At 69.9% G+C, this 16510-nt stretch carries 16 protein-coding genes; 12 read left to right on the forward strand and 4 right to left on the reverse strand.

What is annotated here, in order from left to right:
• Positions 1 to 26 precede the first annotated feature (26 nt).
• Entirely contained in the window at positions 27 to 716 is a 690-nt protein-coding gene (locus ACIBVN_RS45890) for a hypothetical protein (protein WP_397146603.1), read from the forward strand.
• Positions 717 to 746: 30 nt separating this feature from the next.
• On the opposite strand, the gene ACIBVN_RS45895 is transcribed toward ACIBVN_RS45890, so the two are convergent.
• A complete protein-coding gene (locus ACIBVN_RS45895) occupies positions 747 to 2126 on the reverse strand; it encodes a PepSY-associated TM helix domain-containing protein (RefSeq protein WP_397146605.1) in 1380 nt (459 codons plus the stop codon).
• A gap of 133 nt (positions 2127 to 2259) precedes the next feature.
• Complete coding sequence (locus tag ACIBVN_RS45900) at positions 2260 to 2787, reverse strand: hypothetical protein (protein WP_397146607.1); 528 nt, start codon at positions 2785 to 2787, stop codon at positions 2260 to 2262.
• A 194-nt stretch (positions 2788 to 2981) separates the two neighbouring features.
• On the opposite strand from ACIBVN_RS45900, the gene ACIBVN_RS45905 reads away from it, so the two are divergent.
• From ACIBVN_RS45905 to ACIBVN_RS45920, 4 genes are all read left to right on the forward strand, one after another.
• Positions 2982 to 3593 (forward strand): hypothetical protein, encoded by a 612-nt coding sequence (locus ACIBVN_RS45905; protein WP_397146609.1) that lies wholly within the window; start codon positions 2982 to 2984, stop codon positions 3591 to 3593.
• A gap of 205 nt (positions 3594 to 3798) precedes the next feature.
• Positions 3799 to 4827: an ABC transporter substrate-binding protein gene (locus tag ACIBVN_RS45910; protein ID WP_397146611.1), complete on the forward strand. Its 1029-nt coding sequence runs from the start codon at positions 3799 to 3801 to the stop codon at positions 4825 to 4827.
• Positions 4820 to 5890 (forward strand): FecCD family ABC transporter permease, encoded by a 1071-nt coding sequence (locus ACIBVN_RS45915; RefSeq protein ID WP_397146613.1) that lies wholly within the window; start codon positions 4820 to 4822, stop codon positions 5888 to 5890. The genes ACIBVN_RS45910 and ACIBVN_RS45915 overlap by 8 nt, the downstream gene beginning before the upstream one ends.
• Complete coding sequence (locus ACIBVN_RS45920; RefSeq protein ID WP_397146615.1) at positions 5880 to 6650, forward strand: ABC transporter ATP-binding protein; 771 nt, start codon at positions 5880 to 5882, stop codon at positions 6648 to 6650. Before ACIBVN_RS45915 ends, ACIBVN_RS45920 begins: the two co-directional genes overlap by 11 nt.
• Positions 6651 to 6733: 83 nt before the next feature.
• Here the strand turns inward: ACIBVN_RS45920 and ACIBVN_RS45925 are convergent, their stop codons facing one another.
• The gene (locus ACIBVN_RS45925) at positions 6734 to 7450 is read right to left on the reverse strand and encodes a helix-turn-helix domain-containing protein (RefSeq protein WP_397146617.1); all 717 of its coding nucleotides are present in this window, start codon (positions 7448 to 7450) and stop codon (positions 6734 to 6736) included.
• A gap of 220 nt (positions 7451 to 7670) precedes the next feature.
• Between ACIBVN_RS45925 and ACIBVN_RS45930 the strand changes: the two genes are divergently transcribed.
• The 7 genes from ACIBVN_RS45930 (at position 7671) to ACIBVN_RS45960 (ending at position 15047) form a co-directional block, all read left to right on the forward strand.
• The gene (locus ACIBVN_RS45930) at positions 7671 to 8867 is read left to right on the forward strand and encodes a cytochrome P450 (protein ID WP_397146619.1); all 1197 of its coding nucleotides are present in this window, start codon (positions 7671 to 7673) and stop codon (positions 8865 to 8867) included.
• 27 nt (positions 8868 to 8894) lie between these two features.
• Positions 8895 to 9719, forward strand: coding sequence for an oxidoreductase (locus ACIBVN_RS45935; RefSeq protein ID WP_397146621.1), 825 nt, complete (start codon positions 8895 to 8897; stop codon positions 9717 to 9719).
• Between the two features lie 109 nt (positions 9720 to 9828).
• Positions 9829 to 10722: an ABC transporter ATP-binding protein gene (locus ACIBVN_RS45940; protein WP_397146623.1), complete on the forward strand. Its 894-nt coding sequence runs from the start codon at positions 9829 to 9831 to the stop codon at positions 10720 to 10722.
• Complete coding sequence (locus ACIBVN_RS45945; protein ID WP_397146625.1) at positions 10719 to 12344, forward strand: ABC transporter permease; 1626 nt, start codon at positions 10719 to 10721, stop codon at positions 12342 to 12344. Before ACIBVN_RS45940 ends, ACIBVN_RS45945 begins: the two co-directional genes overlap by 4 nt.
• Positions 12345 to 12367: 23 nt before the next feature.
• Positions 12368 to 12850: a GNAT family N-acetyltransferase gene (locus ACIBVN_RS45950; RefSeq protein ID WP_397146627.1), complete on the forward strand. Its 483-nt coding sequence runs from the start codon at positions 12368 to 12370 to the stop codon at positions 12848 to 12850.
• Between the two features lie 41 nt (positions 12851 to 12891).
• The gene (locus ACIBVN_RS45955; protein ID WP_397146629.1) at positions 12892 to 14259 is read left to right on the forward strand and encodes an SUKH-4 family immunity protein; all 1368 of its coding nucleotides are present in this window, start codon (positions 12892 to 12894) and stop codon (positions 14257 to 14259) included.
• A gap of 62 nt (positions 14260 to 14321) precedes the next feature.
• Positions 14322 to 15047, forward strand: coding sequence for a hypothetical protein (locus tag ACIBVN_RS45960; protein WP_397146631.1), 726 nt, complete (start codon positions 14322 to 14324; stop codon positions 15045 to 15047).
• A gap of 217 nt (positions 15048 to 15264) precedes the next feature.
• Here the strand turns inward: ACIBVN_RS45960 and ACIBVN_RS45965 are convergent, their stop codons facing one another.
• Complete coding sequence (locus ACIBVN_RS45965) at positions 15265 to 16509, reverse strand: MFS transporter (RefSeq protein WP_397146633.1); 1245 nt, start codon at positions 16507 to 16509, stop codon at positions 15265 to 15267.
• Between the last annotated feature and the right edge of the window lies 1 nt (position 16510).

The following is a 16510-nucleotide window of genomic DNA, read 5'->3' on the forward strand; positions in this document are numbered from 1 at the left end:
CGCGCCGACGGGGCAGACTGCCGGGCATGACCATCCTGAGCCAACATGACCCTGCCGATCTCGTCCGCCGGCTCGCGCATGTCCGCTGGATCGCCGGAGGCACCGGCGCGGGCAAGAGCACTCTCAGCAGGGTCCTGGCCGAACGCCATGACGTGTTCGTGTACGACGGCGACCTGGCCGAACGCAGCCACGTCCAGCGGTGCACCCCCCAGCAACAGCCCTACATGTCCGAACTGCTGCGAACACCTGTGGAGCGCAGATGGACGGGCCGCACACCGGAAGAGATCTTCCAGAGCATGCCCAGTCTGTACGGCGAGACGTTCGGATTCATCATCGAAGACCTGCTCGCCCTGCCGGCCGACCGGCCCGTGCTGGTCGACGACTTCCGTACGCTGCCCGCGTACGTCGCGCCATTGCTGACGTGGCGTGAGCAGGCCGTATTTCTGCTGCCGACCCCCGAGTTCCGCCGCCATGCGCTGGGCACCCGATTCGCCGACCCGGCCCGGGCGCGGGCCAACTGGGGAGACAGCGACCACGCCCAGGCGATGGCGAATCGCCTGGGCCGTGACGAGCTCTGGGACGCCGAGATTCGACGTCAAGCTGCCAAGCACGACTTGCCGGTCGTGGATGTCGATGGCTCTCAAGACGTCGCCGAGTCGGCCGGCGACCTGGCCGCGAGGTTCCTCCTGGCCAGGGGATCTGATATCAGACGGTGACGGGGGGGCACACCAAGCGCGCGACCAGCACTAACCCGTGCGGGAGCGGAGCCCGAGCACGGCGTCGACCACCAGGAACGCGGCCAGCGAGATGCCCGTCAACGGCAGGAAGATCCCGACGACGACGGCGAGCAGGCCGAGCGGCGCCAGCAAGGCCCAGTGCACCTGGCTGTCAGCCGTGCGGGGATACGGCTTGCCGAAGCCGCGCGTGGGCCGCCTGCGCCACCACATGCGGTAGCCGAGCACGATCAGGGTGATCAGGCCGATGGCCAGCGCGGCCAGGAGGATCTGGTTGGCCAGGCCGAACAGCAGGCCCATGTGCCCGTCGATGCCCCACCGGGCGAGCTTGGCCGCCACCGGGTAGTCGGCGAAGCGCAGCTCGGCTGTCACCTGGCCGGTGGCGGGATCGACCGCGACCTGGTCCAGGCGGGTGGGCGCGGTCTTGTCGATCTCCTTGACGAGGTAGGGCTCGCCGGGTCCGGCGGGCCAGACGATCTCCAGCGGGCCGGACAGCCCTTTGCCGGCGGCCGCCTGAACGACGCGGTCCACCCCGACGTCGGCCGCGCCGGCATGGTGTGCGCCTGATGCCGTGTGCCCCGCGTGGTCGCCGCCCGAGACGTTGATCGACGGCGTGGTCCAGTTGAGCGCCGCGCGCAGCTCGTCGACGTTCTCGCCGGCGTACTTGGACCAGGTCAGGCCGGTGGCGGAGAGGAACAGCAGGCCGAGCACCGCCCACAGGCCGAGCGAGCCGTGCCAGGACAGTGTGCGGCGCGGCCCGGATGCGGCGCGGTCGGGGACGAGGAGGTGGCGCCGGCTGCGGCGGCGCCGGGTGATCCACAGGATGAGGCCGCCCAGGGCGACCACCCAGAGCCAGCTGGCGGCGAGCTCGCTGTAGATCCGTCCCGGCTCGCCCAGGTGCAGCTGGCGGTGGAGCGTGGAGATCCAGGCGCGTACGGGCAGCGCCCCGGAGCTGCCGTAGCTCTCCAGCGTGCCGCGTACCTGACCGGTGTGGGGATCGATGAAGACCGCCAGTTGTGTGCTTTCGGCAAGCCCCGGCTGGTTCATCAGCACTCGGGTGGTCTGGCCCGGCTCTGCGGCGGTTCGCAGCGCCGTGACGGTGCCTTGGGGGTGTGCCGCGTGGGCGGTCGCGACCTGCTCGCTGAGGGGCAGGCTGGCCCGGCCGGCGGGTGCGGTGAGTTCGTGCTGGTAGACGATCTGCTCGAGCTGGAAGGAGGTGGCGTACAGCAGGCCGGTGCACGCGGCGACGAGCAGGAAGGGCGCGATGAGGATGCCGGCGTAGAAGTGCAGGCGCAGCACCAGCGGGCGCAGCGCGGTGCAGGCCGTCGTGCGCCGGGGGGATGGCGGGCGGGTGGGCTCGGCGGCGCTGCCGACGTCAGTGGTCGAGGTCATCAGGCGTTTCTCCACTCACAGGGCGACGCGCACACGGAGGTACGCGTGCTCTCGACAAGGGGGTGTGAGGTGCGCCGCAGGGCGCGGCGGAACACGGGCCGGCGGCAAGGCGGCCGAGGCCCGGAAATGCGGATCAGAAGAGGGAGAAACGCGCCGGCGGGCCGCGCCGGGAAACAGCCGCCGCGAACCGGGACCGAGGGAAGGGGACGTGCTCGTCCCATGACGGGTGGCGACCGTGGCGGCTCACCTCGGCCTGCCAGCCGACCAGTGCCGGCAGGACCCTCCACCAGCGCCGGACGGTGGCGACGGCGAGATGGAGCAGGACAGCCAGAGCCGATTCGCCGCGCGCCAGCCACCAGGCCGAAATGAGCGCCGTCACAGCGTGCACCAGGAGCATTCCCAGCACCGTGCCGTGCTCATGAGACGACGTCGCGGCGGCGTCGCCCGCGCCGAACAGCTGGTGCATGCCGTACTGCGTGGCGAAGCACGCCGCCAGCAGGACCTCCATGCCGCGCTGGCGGCCACCGAGCAGGAACGCGCCCGCCCAGGCCAGCGCGAGCGCGCCGGTCAACGTGCCGGCGTGCACCGGCTCGCCGCCCGCCAGCCCGTGCAGGGCGGCCGAGACCAGCACGCACACCGCCGCGAACATCGCGGCACGCATCGCGCGCAAGAAGGGTTGACCGGCATGCACCCGGTCATAGTGCCACGCGATCGTGAAATTGTGCAGAGAACGCCGAACGTGGCAAACACGCCTGTAGCAGGTTGAACCCGGAAACCGCCGGCCGCGTATCTCCATCCACAGGCGGCGCTTGGCCGTTCCAGTGGATGCCGTCTGATCTCCAGACGGTGGTAGCCGTGTGGGAGGATCTGTCCGCGATGGGTCCGTTGTCGGTGGTGCGGTGGGTGCGCGCGGCGAGCTTCGCCGGTACGTGCGCCGCCCTGGCCACGCTCGGACACCTGGCCGGCGGGGGCTGCTTCGACCCGGTGGCGGCGCTGATCGGCTTCCTACTCGTCCTGCTGCCCGCGCTGGCCCTGACCGGGCGCGAGCGCACCCTGGGCGGCATTCTGCCCGCGACGGCTCTGTCGCAGGTCATCTTGCACATCCTGCTCGGCCAGGCTTCCGCGCACCCCGCGATGGCGCCCGTTCCTGGCATGGAGCAGATGCACCACGCAAGCCCCTCAACCTCGGGGATGCTGCTCATGCACGCGGCGGGCGTGCTGGTGACCTCCGTGTGGCTGCGGTGGGTCGAGGCGGGACTGTGCGCGCTGGTCCGGCAGCTGGCCGGCTGGGTGCTGCGCCCGCTGCTGGTCCTGCTTTTCATGGTGGCCGGGTGGGTTGCTCCCCGGCCACGAGCGATTCGGTACGCGGGCGAGGACGAGGCCGCGCGTATCCGGCTCTTCCTGAGATACGCCCTTGTGCAGCGGGGACCCCCTGGAGGACAGGCCGGACCCGCAGTGTTCGTGTGAATCGGTGATCGTGTGCCGGCTGTCTGAGCCGGCTCTTCCTTCCTGGACGTCGCGCCATGGCGGCATGCCCGGGAACCGGCCGATCATCGTCGTTGCCGACTGCGGGTCCCACCGGTGACAAGCCAGTACCTCAACCCTGTAGAGAGCACACACACCGATGAACCTTTGTCGTCTGCTCCGACTGCCGGCGGTCGCACTCGTCGCCTTGACCGCGACGGCTTGCGGCGCCCCCGAGGGGGCGGCCGGCGCGCCCGCCGCCGCCGTCACGGCACCCGCCGGCCGGACCAGCTACCCTCTGACCTTCGACAACTGCGGCACGAAGGTCACCTTCCAGCGGCCGCCGCAGCGCGTACTGATCCTCAACGGCACCAGCGTGGGCGAGGTGGAGAGCTTCATCCTGCTCGGCCTGGACAAATCCATCCTGGCCAACGCCCAGAGCTACGGCGTCTCCGACGATCCGTCGATGATCGGCAAGATCAAGGCGCTGCCGACCGGCGGGCTGACCATGAACAAGAACTTCGACGTCCCCGCCGAGCAGGTGCTCAAGCTCAAGCCCGACCTGGTGGTGTCCACCTGGTCCGGCGGGTTCGACGCCAAGAAGGGGTTCGCCACCCGCGAGCAGCTCGCCGCTGCCGGGATCACCTCGCTGGTCAATCCGGTCAACTGCGCCATGGGCAAGCCCGAGGCCACCGCGGAGGAGCAGCGCGCCTTCCGCAACCAGTCGATCAACTCCTCGCTGGAGTTCATCAGCCTGCTGGGGCGGGTGTTCGACGTCCAGGAGCGCGCGCTCGACCTGATCGGCAAGCTGCGCGCCCGCGTGGCGGCCGTACGGACCCGCGTCGGCGGACTGCCTCCCAAGAAGGTGCTGATCGCCTACCCCGGCATGTCGATGATGAACGCCAACGGGCTGCCCGCCGTGATGACCGGCGGCATCTACGACGACGTGATCAAGGCCGCCGGCGGCGTCAACGCCTTCGCCGGCCAGACCTCGGACATGACCCGTACGCTCAACGCCGAGCAGCTCGCGACCGCTCAGGTCGACGTGCTGGTGGTCGGGCTGTTCACCCCGGAAGAGAAGGGGGACGAGGCGGCGGCCAAGCTGTTCGCCGCCTACCCGCACTGGGCCGCTTCGAAGTCCAGGACGTACACGGTGGTCTCCGACGGCGTGTACCTCGGCCCGCTCAACGCCTGGGCCGTGGAGAAGATCTCCAAGGTGGTCCATCCCGATGAGTGACAACCTGACGTCCCGGCGCCCGCATCTCGTCTCGGGGCCGGCGACCGGGCTGCTGCTGGCCGCCCTGACCGCCGGGCTGGTCGCGGCCCTGGTGGTCGGCATCTCCGTCGGCTCGGTCAACCTCCCGCTCGGCCAGGTCTGGGGCGTGGTCTGGGCGCACATGTCCGGGCGGGGCGCGCAGGCGGACCCGCTGCTCAGCCAGGTCGTCTGGGAGATCCGCACCCCGCGTGCGCTGCTGGCCGCGCTCGCCGGAGCCGGCCTGTCGGTGGCCGGGGTCGCGCTGCAGTCCCTGGTGCGAAACCCGCTCGCCGACCCGTACGTGCTGGGTGTCTCCTCGGCGGCCTCCCTCGGAGCTGTGCTGGTCCCCGCCCTGGGCAGCACGGTCCTGGCCGGCTCGCTCGGCGTCACCGGCGCCGCCTTCGCCGCCGCCATGTTGTCGGCACTGCTGGTGTACGTGCTGGCCCAGCGCGCCGGGCGGCTGCTGGACTCCTGGCTGGTGCTGACCGGGGTCGCCGTCGGCTACCTGTGCACGGCTGCCACCACGTTCGTCCAGCTCCAGCTCAACCCGACAGAGCTGCAGGGCATGATGTTCTGGCTCATGGGCAGCGTCGCCGGCGCGTCCTGGAACGACCTGGGCGTGCCCGCCCTGCTCATCGTCGCCTGCCTGGTCTGGCTGTCGCTGCAGGCTCGCGCGCTCAACGCGCTGCTGACCGGCGAGGAGGCCGCGATCGCCATCGGCGTGCCGGTGGCGACGCTGCGGGTCGGGCTGCTGGTGGCCGGGTCGCTGCTCACGGCCACCGTGGTGAGCGTCGTCGGCGGCATCGGCTTCATCGGGCTGATGATCCCGCACGCGATCCGGTTCGTCGTGGGCGCCGACCACCGCCGCGTGCTGCCCGTGTCCCTGCTGGCCGGGGCGCTGTTCGTGGTGCTGGTGGACCTGGCCGCACGCATCGCGGACCGGCCCAACGAGCTGCCCGTGGGCATCTTCACCACCGCCCTCGGCGTGCCGTTCTTCCTCTGGCTGCTGCGCCGCCGATCGAGCGGAGGCGCACATGCGGCTTGACCTGGCCGGCGTCAGTGTCCACATCGACGCCCGTCCCATCGTCAACGACGTCCACCTGACCGCCGGGCCCGGCGAGTTCGTCGCGCTCGTCGGTCCCAACGGCAGCGGCAAGTCCACGCTGCTGCGTACCGTCTACCGGTCGCTGCGCCCGTCCGGGGGCGCGGTCCGGCTGGACGGCCACGACCTGTGGCGGATGCGGCCCCGCCAAGCCGCCCGCCATCGGGCCGTACTCCCCCAGCACAACCAGGTCGCCGGCGGGATGTCCGTCGCGGAGGTCGTCGCCATCGGCCGCCACAGCCACAAACGGCTGCTCGACCGGGACACCGCGGCCGATCGCGCGGCGGTCATCACCGCGCTCGAGCGGGTCGGCATGGACTGGGCCGCCGACCGGCTGATGACCACCCTGTCGGGAGGGGAACGGCAACGTGCCCTGCTCGCCCGTGCCCTGGCGCAGGGGGCGCCGCTGCTCGTGCTCGACGAACCCACCAACCACCTGGACGTCGGCTCCCAGCTCCTCCTGCTGGACCTGATCCGCTCACTCGGCCTCACCCTGCTGGCTGCCCTGCACGACCTAGACCAGGCCGCGGCCTACGCCGACCAGGTCGTCGTCCTGCGCGACGGCCGGGTCGCCGGGCACGGCCCGCCCCTGGAGGTGCTGACACCGGCCTTCATCGAGGAGGTCTTCGGCGTACGCGCCCACGTCGGCCCGCACCCCATAACCGGTCGTCCACACATTGCGGTCGCCTCACCGGCCCCTTAGAGGACGATCGCCGCTCACCTCCCTCCTGCGAGTTCAGGGAAGCTCCGCGCCATTTCGGCCGCGAGGGAGGTGACGGCGGCGCATCAGGTGCCGGTGTTCACGCCCCCGGAGCTGGAGAAGGTTCGCCGGTAATGCTCGGCCGCCTGGGCCATGTCGGAGCTGATGAGCTCGAAGAACCGGCTTGCCGTCTGGAGCCGGATGCCTGCCGGGGTGTGGGCGCCCAGGACGTCGACGCCTTCCCGGACGGTGTCGGCCCACAGCGTCATCGACCGCATGCCCACCAACCACGCCCGGTACCAGACGTCGACGTCGATGCTGTATCGCTCACGCCGGTTGTCACGCTCGCGTCTGACCAGCCCCACTTGCTCGAGCCAGTTGACACCCTTGGAGATCGACGCGGGGCTGACCCGCAGCCGCTCGGTCAGTTCTGCGACGGTCATGTTGCCGGTATCACTGACGAACAGGCAGGCCATCACCCTGGCCGCCATCGTCGGAATCCCCCCGAACCTCGCAGTGAGTTTCTCCTCGAGTTCCCGTACTGCCTGAGGGTCACGCCCGCCGGCATCCGCGGTCGCCGGTGCACTCGATGGCGGGTGCGGCCGACGGCGGGCGCGCCATCCGGCCGCTTGCTGCGCCCGGGTCGCACGGTAGCCGTGCGGGCCGCCGTTGCGTGCGATCTCGCGGCCGACGGTCGACCTCGGCCGCCCCAGGCGGCGGGCGATCTCCGCATAGGTGAGCCCTTCCGCCAGCCCTTCGGCGATCTTGCGGCGGTCCTCGTACGTCAGGTGGCCTCCCGGCATGCGCCCTCCCTGCACTCCTCGTCAGGCACGCACAAGTATGCATCCAGGCATGGTTCGTTGCGACACGACGCCGAGCTTGTTGCATTTGCACACACTGTTGTTGCGCCAACCATTCCTTTCTGAGCAGCGATAACGGCATTTACAACTTGCCGAATCCGCGAACGCATCCGTAGCTTTCCTGGTGCGTGAACGATCGTCGTTCTCGCGGAGGGAACCTGAAATGACCCTGCCGCATCCCGCGCCCGCGCTGCCGACAGAGCGCACCACGGAGCGCCCCTTCGATCCTCCTGCCGGACTCGCACAGCTCCGCGAAGAGCGTCCGCTGAGCCGGCTGAGCTACCCGGACGGACATGTGGGATGGCTGGTGACCAGTCACGCCCTGTGCCGCCAGGTGCTCGCCGACCTACGGTTCAGTGCACGTCTCGAGCTGCAGCATCTGCCGATCCCCGGCCTTGTCAAGGCTGATCGGCCTGCCCCGCCGGGCGCGTTCGCCATGATGGATCCGCCGGAACACACCCGGTACCGTCGCGTGCTCACCGGCGAGTTCACGGTGCGTCGCATGCGCCTGCTGACTGAGCGGATCCAGGAGATCACCGCCGAGCGCCTGGACGCCATGGAAGAGACAGGCCCTCCGGTGGACCTGGTGAAGACGTGGGCACAGCCGATCCCCGCCCAGCTGACCTGTGAGCTGCTCGGTGTGCCCTACGCCGACCGGGCGCGCTTCGAAGGTGACGCGCTGGCTCTGTTCCGGTTGGACTCCTCGCTCGAGGAGCGTGGAGCGGCGATTGCCGCGCTACGCGTCTTCATCGGTGAGCTGGTGCGCGAGAAGCGCGCCAACCCCACCGACGACCTGCTCAGCGGCCTGACCACCAGCGACCTCACCGATGAGGAACTGGTCAACATCGGCGTCACGGTGCTTGCGGGCGGGATGGACACCACGGCCAACCTGCTGGCCATGGGCACCTACGCCCTGCTGCGGAACCCCGAACAGCTGGCCGCCCTGCGGGCCGATCCCCGAAGCACCGTCCGCGCCGTCGAAGAACTGCTGCGCTATCTGAGCGTCGCCCCGTTCCTCACGCGCACCGCCCTGGAGGATGTGGAGCTGGAGGGCGAGCTGATCAAGGCGGGCGAAACGGTGACCGTCTCGATCGCGGCGGCCAACCGCGACCCGAAGCACTTCGCCGACCCGGACACCCTGGACGTGCTCCGCTCGTCCGGCGGGCACGTCACGTTCGGCCACGGCATCCACCAGTGCATCGGCCAGCAACTGGCCCGCGTCGAACTGCAGGTCGCGCTCCCCGTCCTGGTCAGCCGGTTTCCGACCCTCCGCCTGGCCGTCTCGCCGGCGGACCTGGCATTGCGCACCGACATGACCGTCTATGGCGTCCACCAGCTCCCGGTCACCTGGGACGCGTAGCTTTCGGAATCTCCAGGAGACCCTGACATGGCTGCCAAGGTATGCCTCGTGACCGGCGCCTCATCCGGCATCGGCCACGCCACCGCACTCGAGCTCCTGCGCGCGGGACACACCGTGTACGGCGCGGCGCGCCGGTTGCACATGATGGGGGCGATCCGCGAAGCGGGCGGTCACCCCCTGCGGATGGACGTGACCAAGGAGGAAGACCTCCAGCGGGTCGTCCGTACCGTCCTGGACGAGCACCAGCGGATCGACGTCCTGGTGAACAACGCGGGAGCCGTCGTGCACGGCGCGGTCGAGGACACGCCGCTTGAGCTGGCGCGAGACGAGTTCGAGATCAACGTGTTCGCACCGGCCCGGCTGACCCAGCTGGTCCTGCCGCGGATGCGGGAGCAGCGGTCGGGCACGATCGTGAACGTGTCCTCGATCGGCGGCGAGATCGCCTTTCCGCTCGGCGCCTGGTACTACGCCTCCAAGCATGCCCTGGAAGCCTTCTCCGACACGCTCCGCATGGAGACCCGGCAGTTCGGCATCGACGTCGTCGTCATCCAGCCGGGCATCATCAGGACCGAGTTCGAGGCAGGGACCGCGCGGCAACTGCGGGAGATCTCCGGGAACGGGGCCTACCGGAAGATGGCCGAGGCCATGGCAGTTGCCGCCGAGGCGCCGGTGGGCCACCAGAGCGACCAGGCCTCAGATCCCGGCGTCGTCGCCGCAGCGATCCTGCAGGCCGTCGAGTCGGACCAGCCGGAGACCCGCTACGTCGTGGGCTGGCAGGCCGAAGCCTTCCTCAACCTCAACAGGTCCCTTTCCGACCGCGAGTTCGACGCGCGGGTCACCGGCTTCGCCTGAGCCGACCGCCCTTGTGGGGCGGCCTTCCGCCATCCAGCACCTTCCCCGTCGAGGAGTTCAAGGGTCACCTCCTCGCCGTGCCAACGAGACCCGCAATTGGGAGAAACCCATGACCCCTGCTATCGCCGTTTCCGGGCTGGTCAAGGCCTACGGGCCGGCGCGCGCCCTCGACGGGCTCGACCTCACCGTGAACGCCGGAGAGGTGCACGGCTACCTCGGCCCGAACGGGGCAGGCAAGAGCACCACCATCCGCATCCTGCTGGGCCTGATCCGGGCCACCTCCGGCACCGCCAGGTTGCTGGGCGGCGACCCCTGGGCCGACGCCGTCGCGTTGCACCGGCGGCTGGCGTACGTGCCGGGCGATGTGGAGCTGTGGCCCAACCTCACCGGCGGCGAGGCCATCGACGTGCTCGGCCGATTGCGCGGCGGACTCAACGACAAGCGCAAGAACGAGCTGATCGAGCGGTTCGAGCTCGACCCGAAGAAGAAGGCGCGAACCTACTCCAAGGGCAACCGCCAGAAGGTCGCCCTCGTCGCCGCCCTGTCCGCCGACGTGGAGCTGCTGATCCTCGACGAGCCCACCAGCGGGCTTGACCCGCTGATGGAGGCGGTGTTCCAGCAGGTCGTCGGCGAGGCCAAAGCCGCCGGCCGGACCATCCTGCTGTCCAGCCACATCCTCGCCCAGGTCGAAACCCTCGCCGACCGGATCACCATCATCCGGGACGGAAAGGTCGTGGAGTCGGGGACGCTGGCGCAGATGCGGCACTTGACCCGGACGGCGATCGTGGCCGACACCGCCACCCCGGTCACCGGCCTCAACCAGATGCCCGGCATCCACAACGCGACCGTCGAAGGCGCAAGCGTGCGGTTCAGCGTGGACGCCGAACACCTCGACACCGCCATCCGGCATCTCACCACGTTCGGCCTCAACTCGCTGGTCAGCCACCCGCCGACGCTCGAGGAGCTCATGCTCCGCCACTACGCGCACAAGGAGGCGGCATGACCACCGCGCTTTCCCCGGCGCACGGCCGTACCGGATCGAGACCGGCGAGCAGCCATCTGACCGGCACCGGCACCATGGTGCGGCTGGCGCTGCGCCGCGACCGGATCAAGCTCACCATCTGGCTGGTCGCCATCACGGTCATGGTCCCGCGCTTCTACGACGCCGCCGTGAGCGCGGTCGTCCCGACGCCTGAGGCCCTGGCCGAAGCCGCGCAGATGATCCGCGTCTCCTTCATGAGGGTGCTCGGCGGGCCCGTCTTCGGCGACGTCACCACGCGAAGCTACTTCCTGGCCGCCTATTGGGTCGAGTTCCTGCTGGCTGCCGCGATCCTGAACATGATGCTCATCACCCGGCACACCCGGGCAGAAGAGCAGACCGGACGGGCCGAGCTCATCCGGGCGGCCGTCGTGGGCCGGCACGCGCAGCTCACCGGGGCGCTGATCACCGCCTTGATCAGCAATGCCGCGCTGGCGGTCCTCACCGCTGCCGCGACGATCAGCATCGGATTCCCCGTCGGCAGCGCACTGCTGTTCGGCGCCTCCCTCGCCGCGGTCGGGCTGGTGTTCGCCGGGGTCACCGCGGTCGCCGTACAGGTCACCGAGCACCCGAGAGGCGCCAACGGGCTCGCGGGCATCGTGCTCTTCACCGTCTGGCTCTTGCGCGGCGCGGGGGCGCTGCAGAGCCAGGAGGGCGGTCCGCTGTTCTGGCTGTCCCCGATCGGCTGGTCGCAGCAGACGCGGGTGCTGGCCGACGAGCGCTGGTGGCCGCTCGGCCTTTCGCTGCTCCTCGCCGGGCTCCTGGTCGTGGGCGCCTACTCCCTGTCGAGCCGCAGGGATCTCGGCGCCTCCTTGATGGCCCCGCGTCCCGGACGGGCCTCGGCGTCTTCCTGGCTGCGCACGCCGTTCACGCTCGCCCTGCGACTCCAGCAGGCGGCCATCGTGGGGTGGGGAGCCGCGTTCCTCGCCGTCGGCCTCGTCCTGGGCGCCATGACCGGGGGGATGGAGCAGACCAATCTCCCCATCTTCTCCGCCGACGCGGACTTCGGGCGAGCCTGGATCAGCCTCATGGTGTTCACCGGCTCCCTCTACACCGGCGTCTTCGCGGTCCTGTCGGTCATCCGGCTCCGGGCGGAGGAGGTGCGCGGCCGTATCGGCCCCGTGCTGGCCGGGCCGACCGGAAGATCGGCTTGGTACTGGTCGTCCCTGCTGGTCACCGCGCTCGCCGTGGTCGTACTGCCGGCGGTGTACGGCGCCGCGCTCGGCATCGGCGCCGCCCTGTCGACCGGCGACGCCGGCCTCATGGGAGAGGTCTTCCGGGCGAGCCTGATCCGCGCCCCGGAGGTGCTGGTGCTGCTCGCCATCCCCGCCACGCTGCTCGGGCTCGCCCCAAGGGCCATGGCCGCGTCCTGGGCCGTGCTCGTGTACAGCGGGTTCGTGCAGGTCCTGGGGTCCTACATGAAGATGCCGGAATGGGTGGTGAACACATCGGTGCTGTCCCACCTTCCCTGGCACCCGTTGGGGGCCTTCGCCCCGGTGGCCACGGTGGTGCTGACCACGATCGCCGCGGTGCTGACGATCCTCGGTATGTACGGCCTGCGCCGCCGCGACCTCGCCTCGGGGTAGTGCGTCACGAATATCGTGGCCGCGTGGACAGCATCGATACCCCCGTACTCGTACTCCTCCCGTTGCGCCCTGAGCACGCCGACGAGATGGCCGTCGTGCTCTCCGACCCGGGCCTGCACACGTTCACCGGCGGGGCCCCGCTCACCGCGCAGGAGCTGCGCGTTCGCTACGAACGACTGGCCGCGGGGCCGCCCGGCTGGCGCAACTGGGTGGTCTGGTGGCGTGCGGAAGAGCGCCTCGTCGGGTACGTGCAGGCGACGATCGACGGCAGGTCCGCCGAGATCGCCTGGGTGATCGGGACGCCCTGGCAGGGCCGCGGGCTGGCCACCGCGGCCGCCAAGGCCCTGGTCGGCCACCTCGCGGAGGAGGGGATCGGTACGGTCATCGCGCACATCCACCCTGACCATGCCGCCTCGGCCGCCGTCGCCACCTCAGCCGGCCTGCGCCCCACCGACCAATGGCACGACGGAGAGGTCCGCTGGGAGCTCAAGATCCCCTACGCTTAGGGGCTCTTGAGCTGATCTCCTCGACGACAAGGTGCTGAATCGTGGTCACGCACGAAGAAATGGTCGAAGCGTTCGGTGACGAAGGCCTGCTGCTGATGGACGCCGAGCGGTGCCGCGAGAAGGGCCTGTCGGAAGCGGACACGCGGATCCTGTCCGAGGTCGGGCTGCCGGTACGCGCGGATCTGGCCTTCACCACCTTCATCGTCGCCGAACCGCGGGTGGGCTCTCTGGTCGTGTTCAGGACGGGCAACGGCGAGGTGAACGTCCTCACGCTCGGCGGGACGTCGGGAGACACGGGCATGCGCTACTTCCTCGACATCCAGAACGGCGTCGTCGGCCTGCTCTCGATGGACGAGAACCCGCAGGCGGAAAAGGTCAACAGCTCCCTGGAGAGCTTCGTCGAATTCCTCTACCGGCTCAGACTGCGCCAGCAGGCCTTGAACGGGGAGTCCCTGGAGGCTGGCCAGAGCTATACGCAGGAGCTGTGGCTTTCGCTGAAAGAGCTCGACCCGGATGCTTTCCGCGATGCCGAGGCCTGGTGGTCCATGGTGATGGACACCCTGATGAACCGGAACTACATCGCCGAGGCACGCGCGTTCCTCGAACAGCGCCGCGCGGAGATCGCCGACACGCTGGCCGACGCGATGGAGGAGGCCTCCGCTTCGCCCCGCTCACAGCGCGACGGTTTCGACCAGGCTCTCAGCCGGTTGGAGAACGAGGGCTGGCAGATCGTCGACGCCAGGCTTTTCGCCTCCGACACCGAGACCAGCGGCCTGCTGAGCCCGGCTGACGACCTCGACGGCCACTTCGACCCGGACGGCGCACTGGTCAGGGATGTGCCCATCGCCTGGCGGGGCGGGCTGCCCTCCAACATCCAGGCGGCGTTCGCCCGGGAGGGCCTGGTGGTCTCCGTTCCCGGGCAGGCGGACCGCGAGGAGTTCGACGCGCTGCTGGACATGGACGCCGAAGAGCTGGGCAAGCAGGCCGACGCCGCGATGGACGCGCTCTTCGCCGCCGTCCACGGTCTGAACAAACCGGAGGAAGGGGTCGTGACCTGCCTGTCCGCCGACCGTTCCTCCGACCTGTGCCGGATCGTACGGGCGTTCGGCCGGCTCGCCGCGCGCGGCTACGTCGCCGAGCCGGACCTCTGGCCGACCGCCTCCGGAGCCTGGCAACAGGTCCACGAGGCGACCCCGGCCGGGGAAGCGCCCAAGGCCGTCTTCTGGACCACCCAGTCGCACACGTCCTGCTTCGACGCCTACGGCGATCTGGTGGACGAGCTGGCGCTGCAATGGGCCGGCGACCGGGACCTGATCGCGGATGTCCTGGCCGGCACCGGACTGGTGGTGGAGACCCCGGAGCACGACGGTGTCGCGTTCCTGCTTCGCCCGGCCTCGAAGGCGGGATAGGACACTTCGAAGATTCTGAATCTGAGCTCGTCCCGCTCGGCGGGCTCGCTAACGTGCCGGCGGTGAAGATCCAGAGGATGGGCGCGAGGCCGTTCCTCGTCGCCGGCACGGCGATGATCACGGCGCTCGCGGGGATGGCAGGCCCGGCTCGCGCTGGGGAGAACTACGGTCAGTACTCCCAGTTCGCGGAGCGCAGCGCCGGGCAGCACTGGGCCGACGGGCAGGCGGCCGGGCAATGGACGTGGAAGCCCCTGTCGTCCACGACGTCGGAGATCAGCTGGGGCGATCCGAAGAAATGGCCGCCGGACTACGCGGAGAAGTTCGTCCACGACGGCGACTGGCTGATGCTGGACGGGTGGCGGGACAACGGCACGTACTACAAGCTCAGGGTCACCAAAGAGCAGATCGGCGACGCGAAGTGCGGCAACCTGCGCACGTTCGCCACCTCCGGACAGCAGCACTACGTGAAGTGGGACATCCCCGCACAGGGATACTGCCTGAAGGCGTGGGGGACGCTCACCGAGCAGTCGTCGGGGAAGGTCGTCGACTTCGGCCACACCCAGATCTGGTCGCCGCCCGCCCCCTGCTCCAACCGGTATCTCAGCGGGAAGACCTGCATCAAGCAGTGGGAGTCCTGGTGGGACAACAACGGCGACCCCGGCAAGCCCATCGCCAGGAAGCTGGAGCGCGACCAGTACCTCGCCCGCGGCCTCGGCATGGCGTTCAAGATCCAGCAGTATTTCCCCAAGAACTGGCTGTCGGAGGCGCGCTCCTACTGGAACTGGTGACCCGCAAGGGTGATGACCCGGGCCGTCTTCATCCACAGGCTGTGTGCGCCGGTTTGTGTATCGGAGCGCGGAGGGTTCCCGGGTGGCACCGGGGTCCGTCAGGCCCTGCTTTCGCGGTATCTGCCGGGGTTGGAGCCTCGCTGGGTGGTCGGCGGTCGGGCGTCGGTGGCGCTGGTGAGGGTCGCGGGCGGATGGAGTTATCCACAGGGGGAGCCGGTTATCCACAGTTGTGGAGTCCGCGTTCGTCCGAGGGCTCAACGTCGTCTTCCCGGGTGACCCTCTGAGGGTCGCGTACGAGTAGCAGGGCGAAGGCCGGGAGGGCGGCCAGAGCGGTCATCAGGATCACGGCTCCCGTCAGGTCGCCGGTTACCAGCAGCGGGGTGACCAGGGCGGCGCCGACGGGCGGGGTGGCCTGCATCATCGTGCGGAAGACGCTGAAGACGCGGCCGCGGTGGGACGGCGGGATGCGCTCCATGCGCAGCGACTGCGCCCAGACGGTCATGGGTGCGCTGAACGCGCCGATGACGAGGAAGCCCGTGGCCACCGGGATCCAGTCGGGGGATCCCAGGGCTGCCAGGAAGCCTGCCGCCGCCGCCAGCTCGACCAACGCGATCGCGACGAGCCTGCCGACCCTGGGTCGCCAGGCGCCGGCGGCGAGACCGCCCAGAAGTTCGCCCGCCGACAAGGCGACCATGAGGAGGGAGAGAGCGGCGCCGTCGCCAGGGAGGCGCTCCTTGGCCAGCCAGGGCGCGACGACCATGGTCATCGCGCCTTCGGCGATGTTGAACGCCATGAAGGCCAGCGTGGTGCTGACGAGTACCTTGTCGCGGAAGACCGTCTTGGGGGTCGTCCCGGTTTCCGGCTTTTCATGAGGGCGAAGGGGGCGACGGATCAGGGCCACGGCCGTGGCGAAGCAGGCGTAGGTGGCGGCGTCCAGGGCCAGGATGTTCGCCGGGCCGACGGTGTCCAGGAGAGGCGCGGCCAAGGTGAAGCCCAGGATTCCCGACAAGGAGTAGCTCACGGATTCCAGCGCGTTGGCGGCGTCGCGTTCCTTCGGAGCGACCAGCTCGGGGATGGCGGCGGGAACGGCGGCCATGGGGAGCATTTTCAGCAGGCCGTGGAGGGTGGCGACGAGGAAGGGGAGCCAGGTCGGCACGGTGGCGACCGCCGCGGTGAAGGGGATGGACCCGACCGCGACGCCGCGCAGGACGCTGTCGGCGATCAGCGCTGTCCGCTTGTCGAACCGGTCGAGCAGCGGGCCCGCCACCAGGCCGCCGACCAGGACCGGGGCGGTGTAGCAGACAGCCAGGATGCCGAGGTTCGCCGTCCCGTCCGGCTGGGCCAGGACGAGCCAGGAGAGGGCGACGAACGTCATGCTGTCGCCCATCACGGAGACGGACGCGCCCAGCCACAGGTTGCGGAAGTCGCGCCTGCGTTTGAGCAGGGACAGGTAGGCCGACACG

It is taken from the genome of Nonomuraea sp. NPDC049400 (assembly GCF_044466425.1).
Taxonomy (GTDB): Bacteria; Actinomycetota; Actinomycetes; order Streptosporangiales; family Streptosporangiaceae; genus Nonomuraea.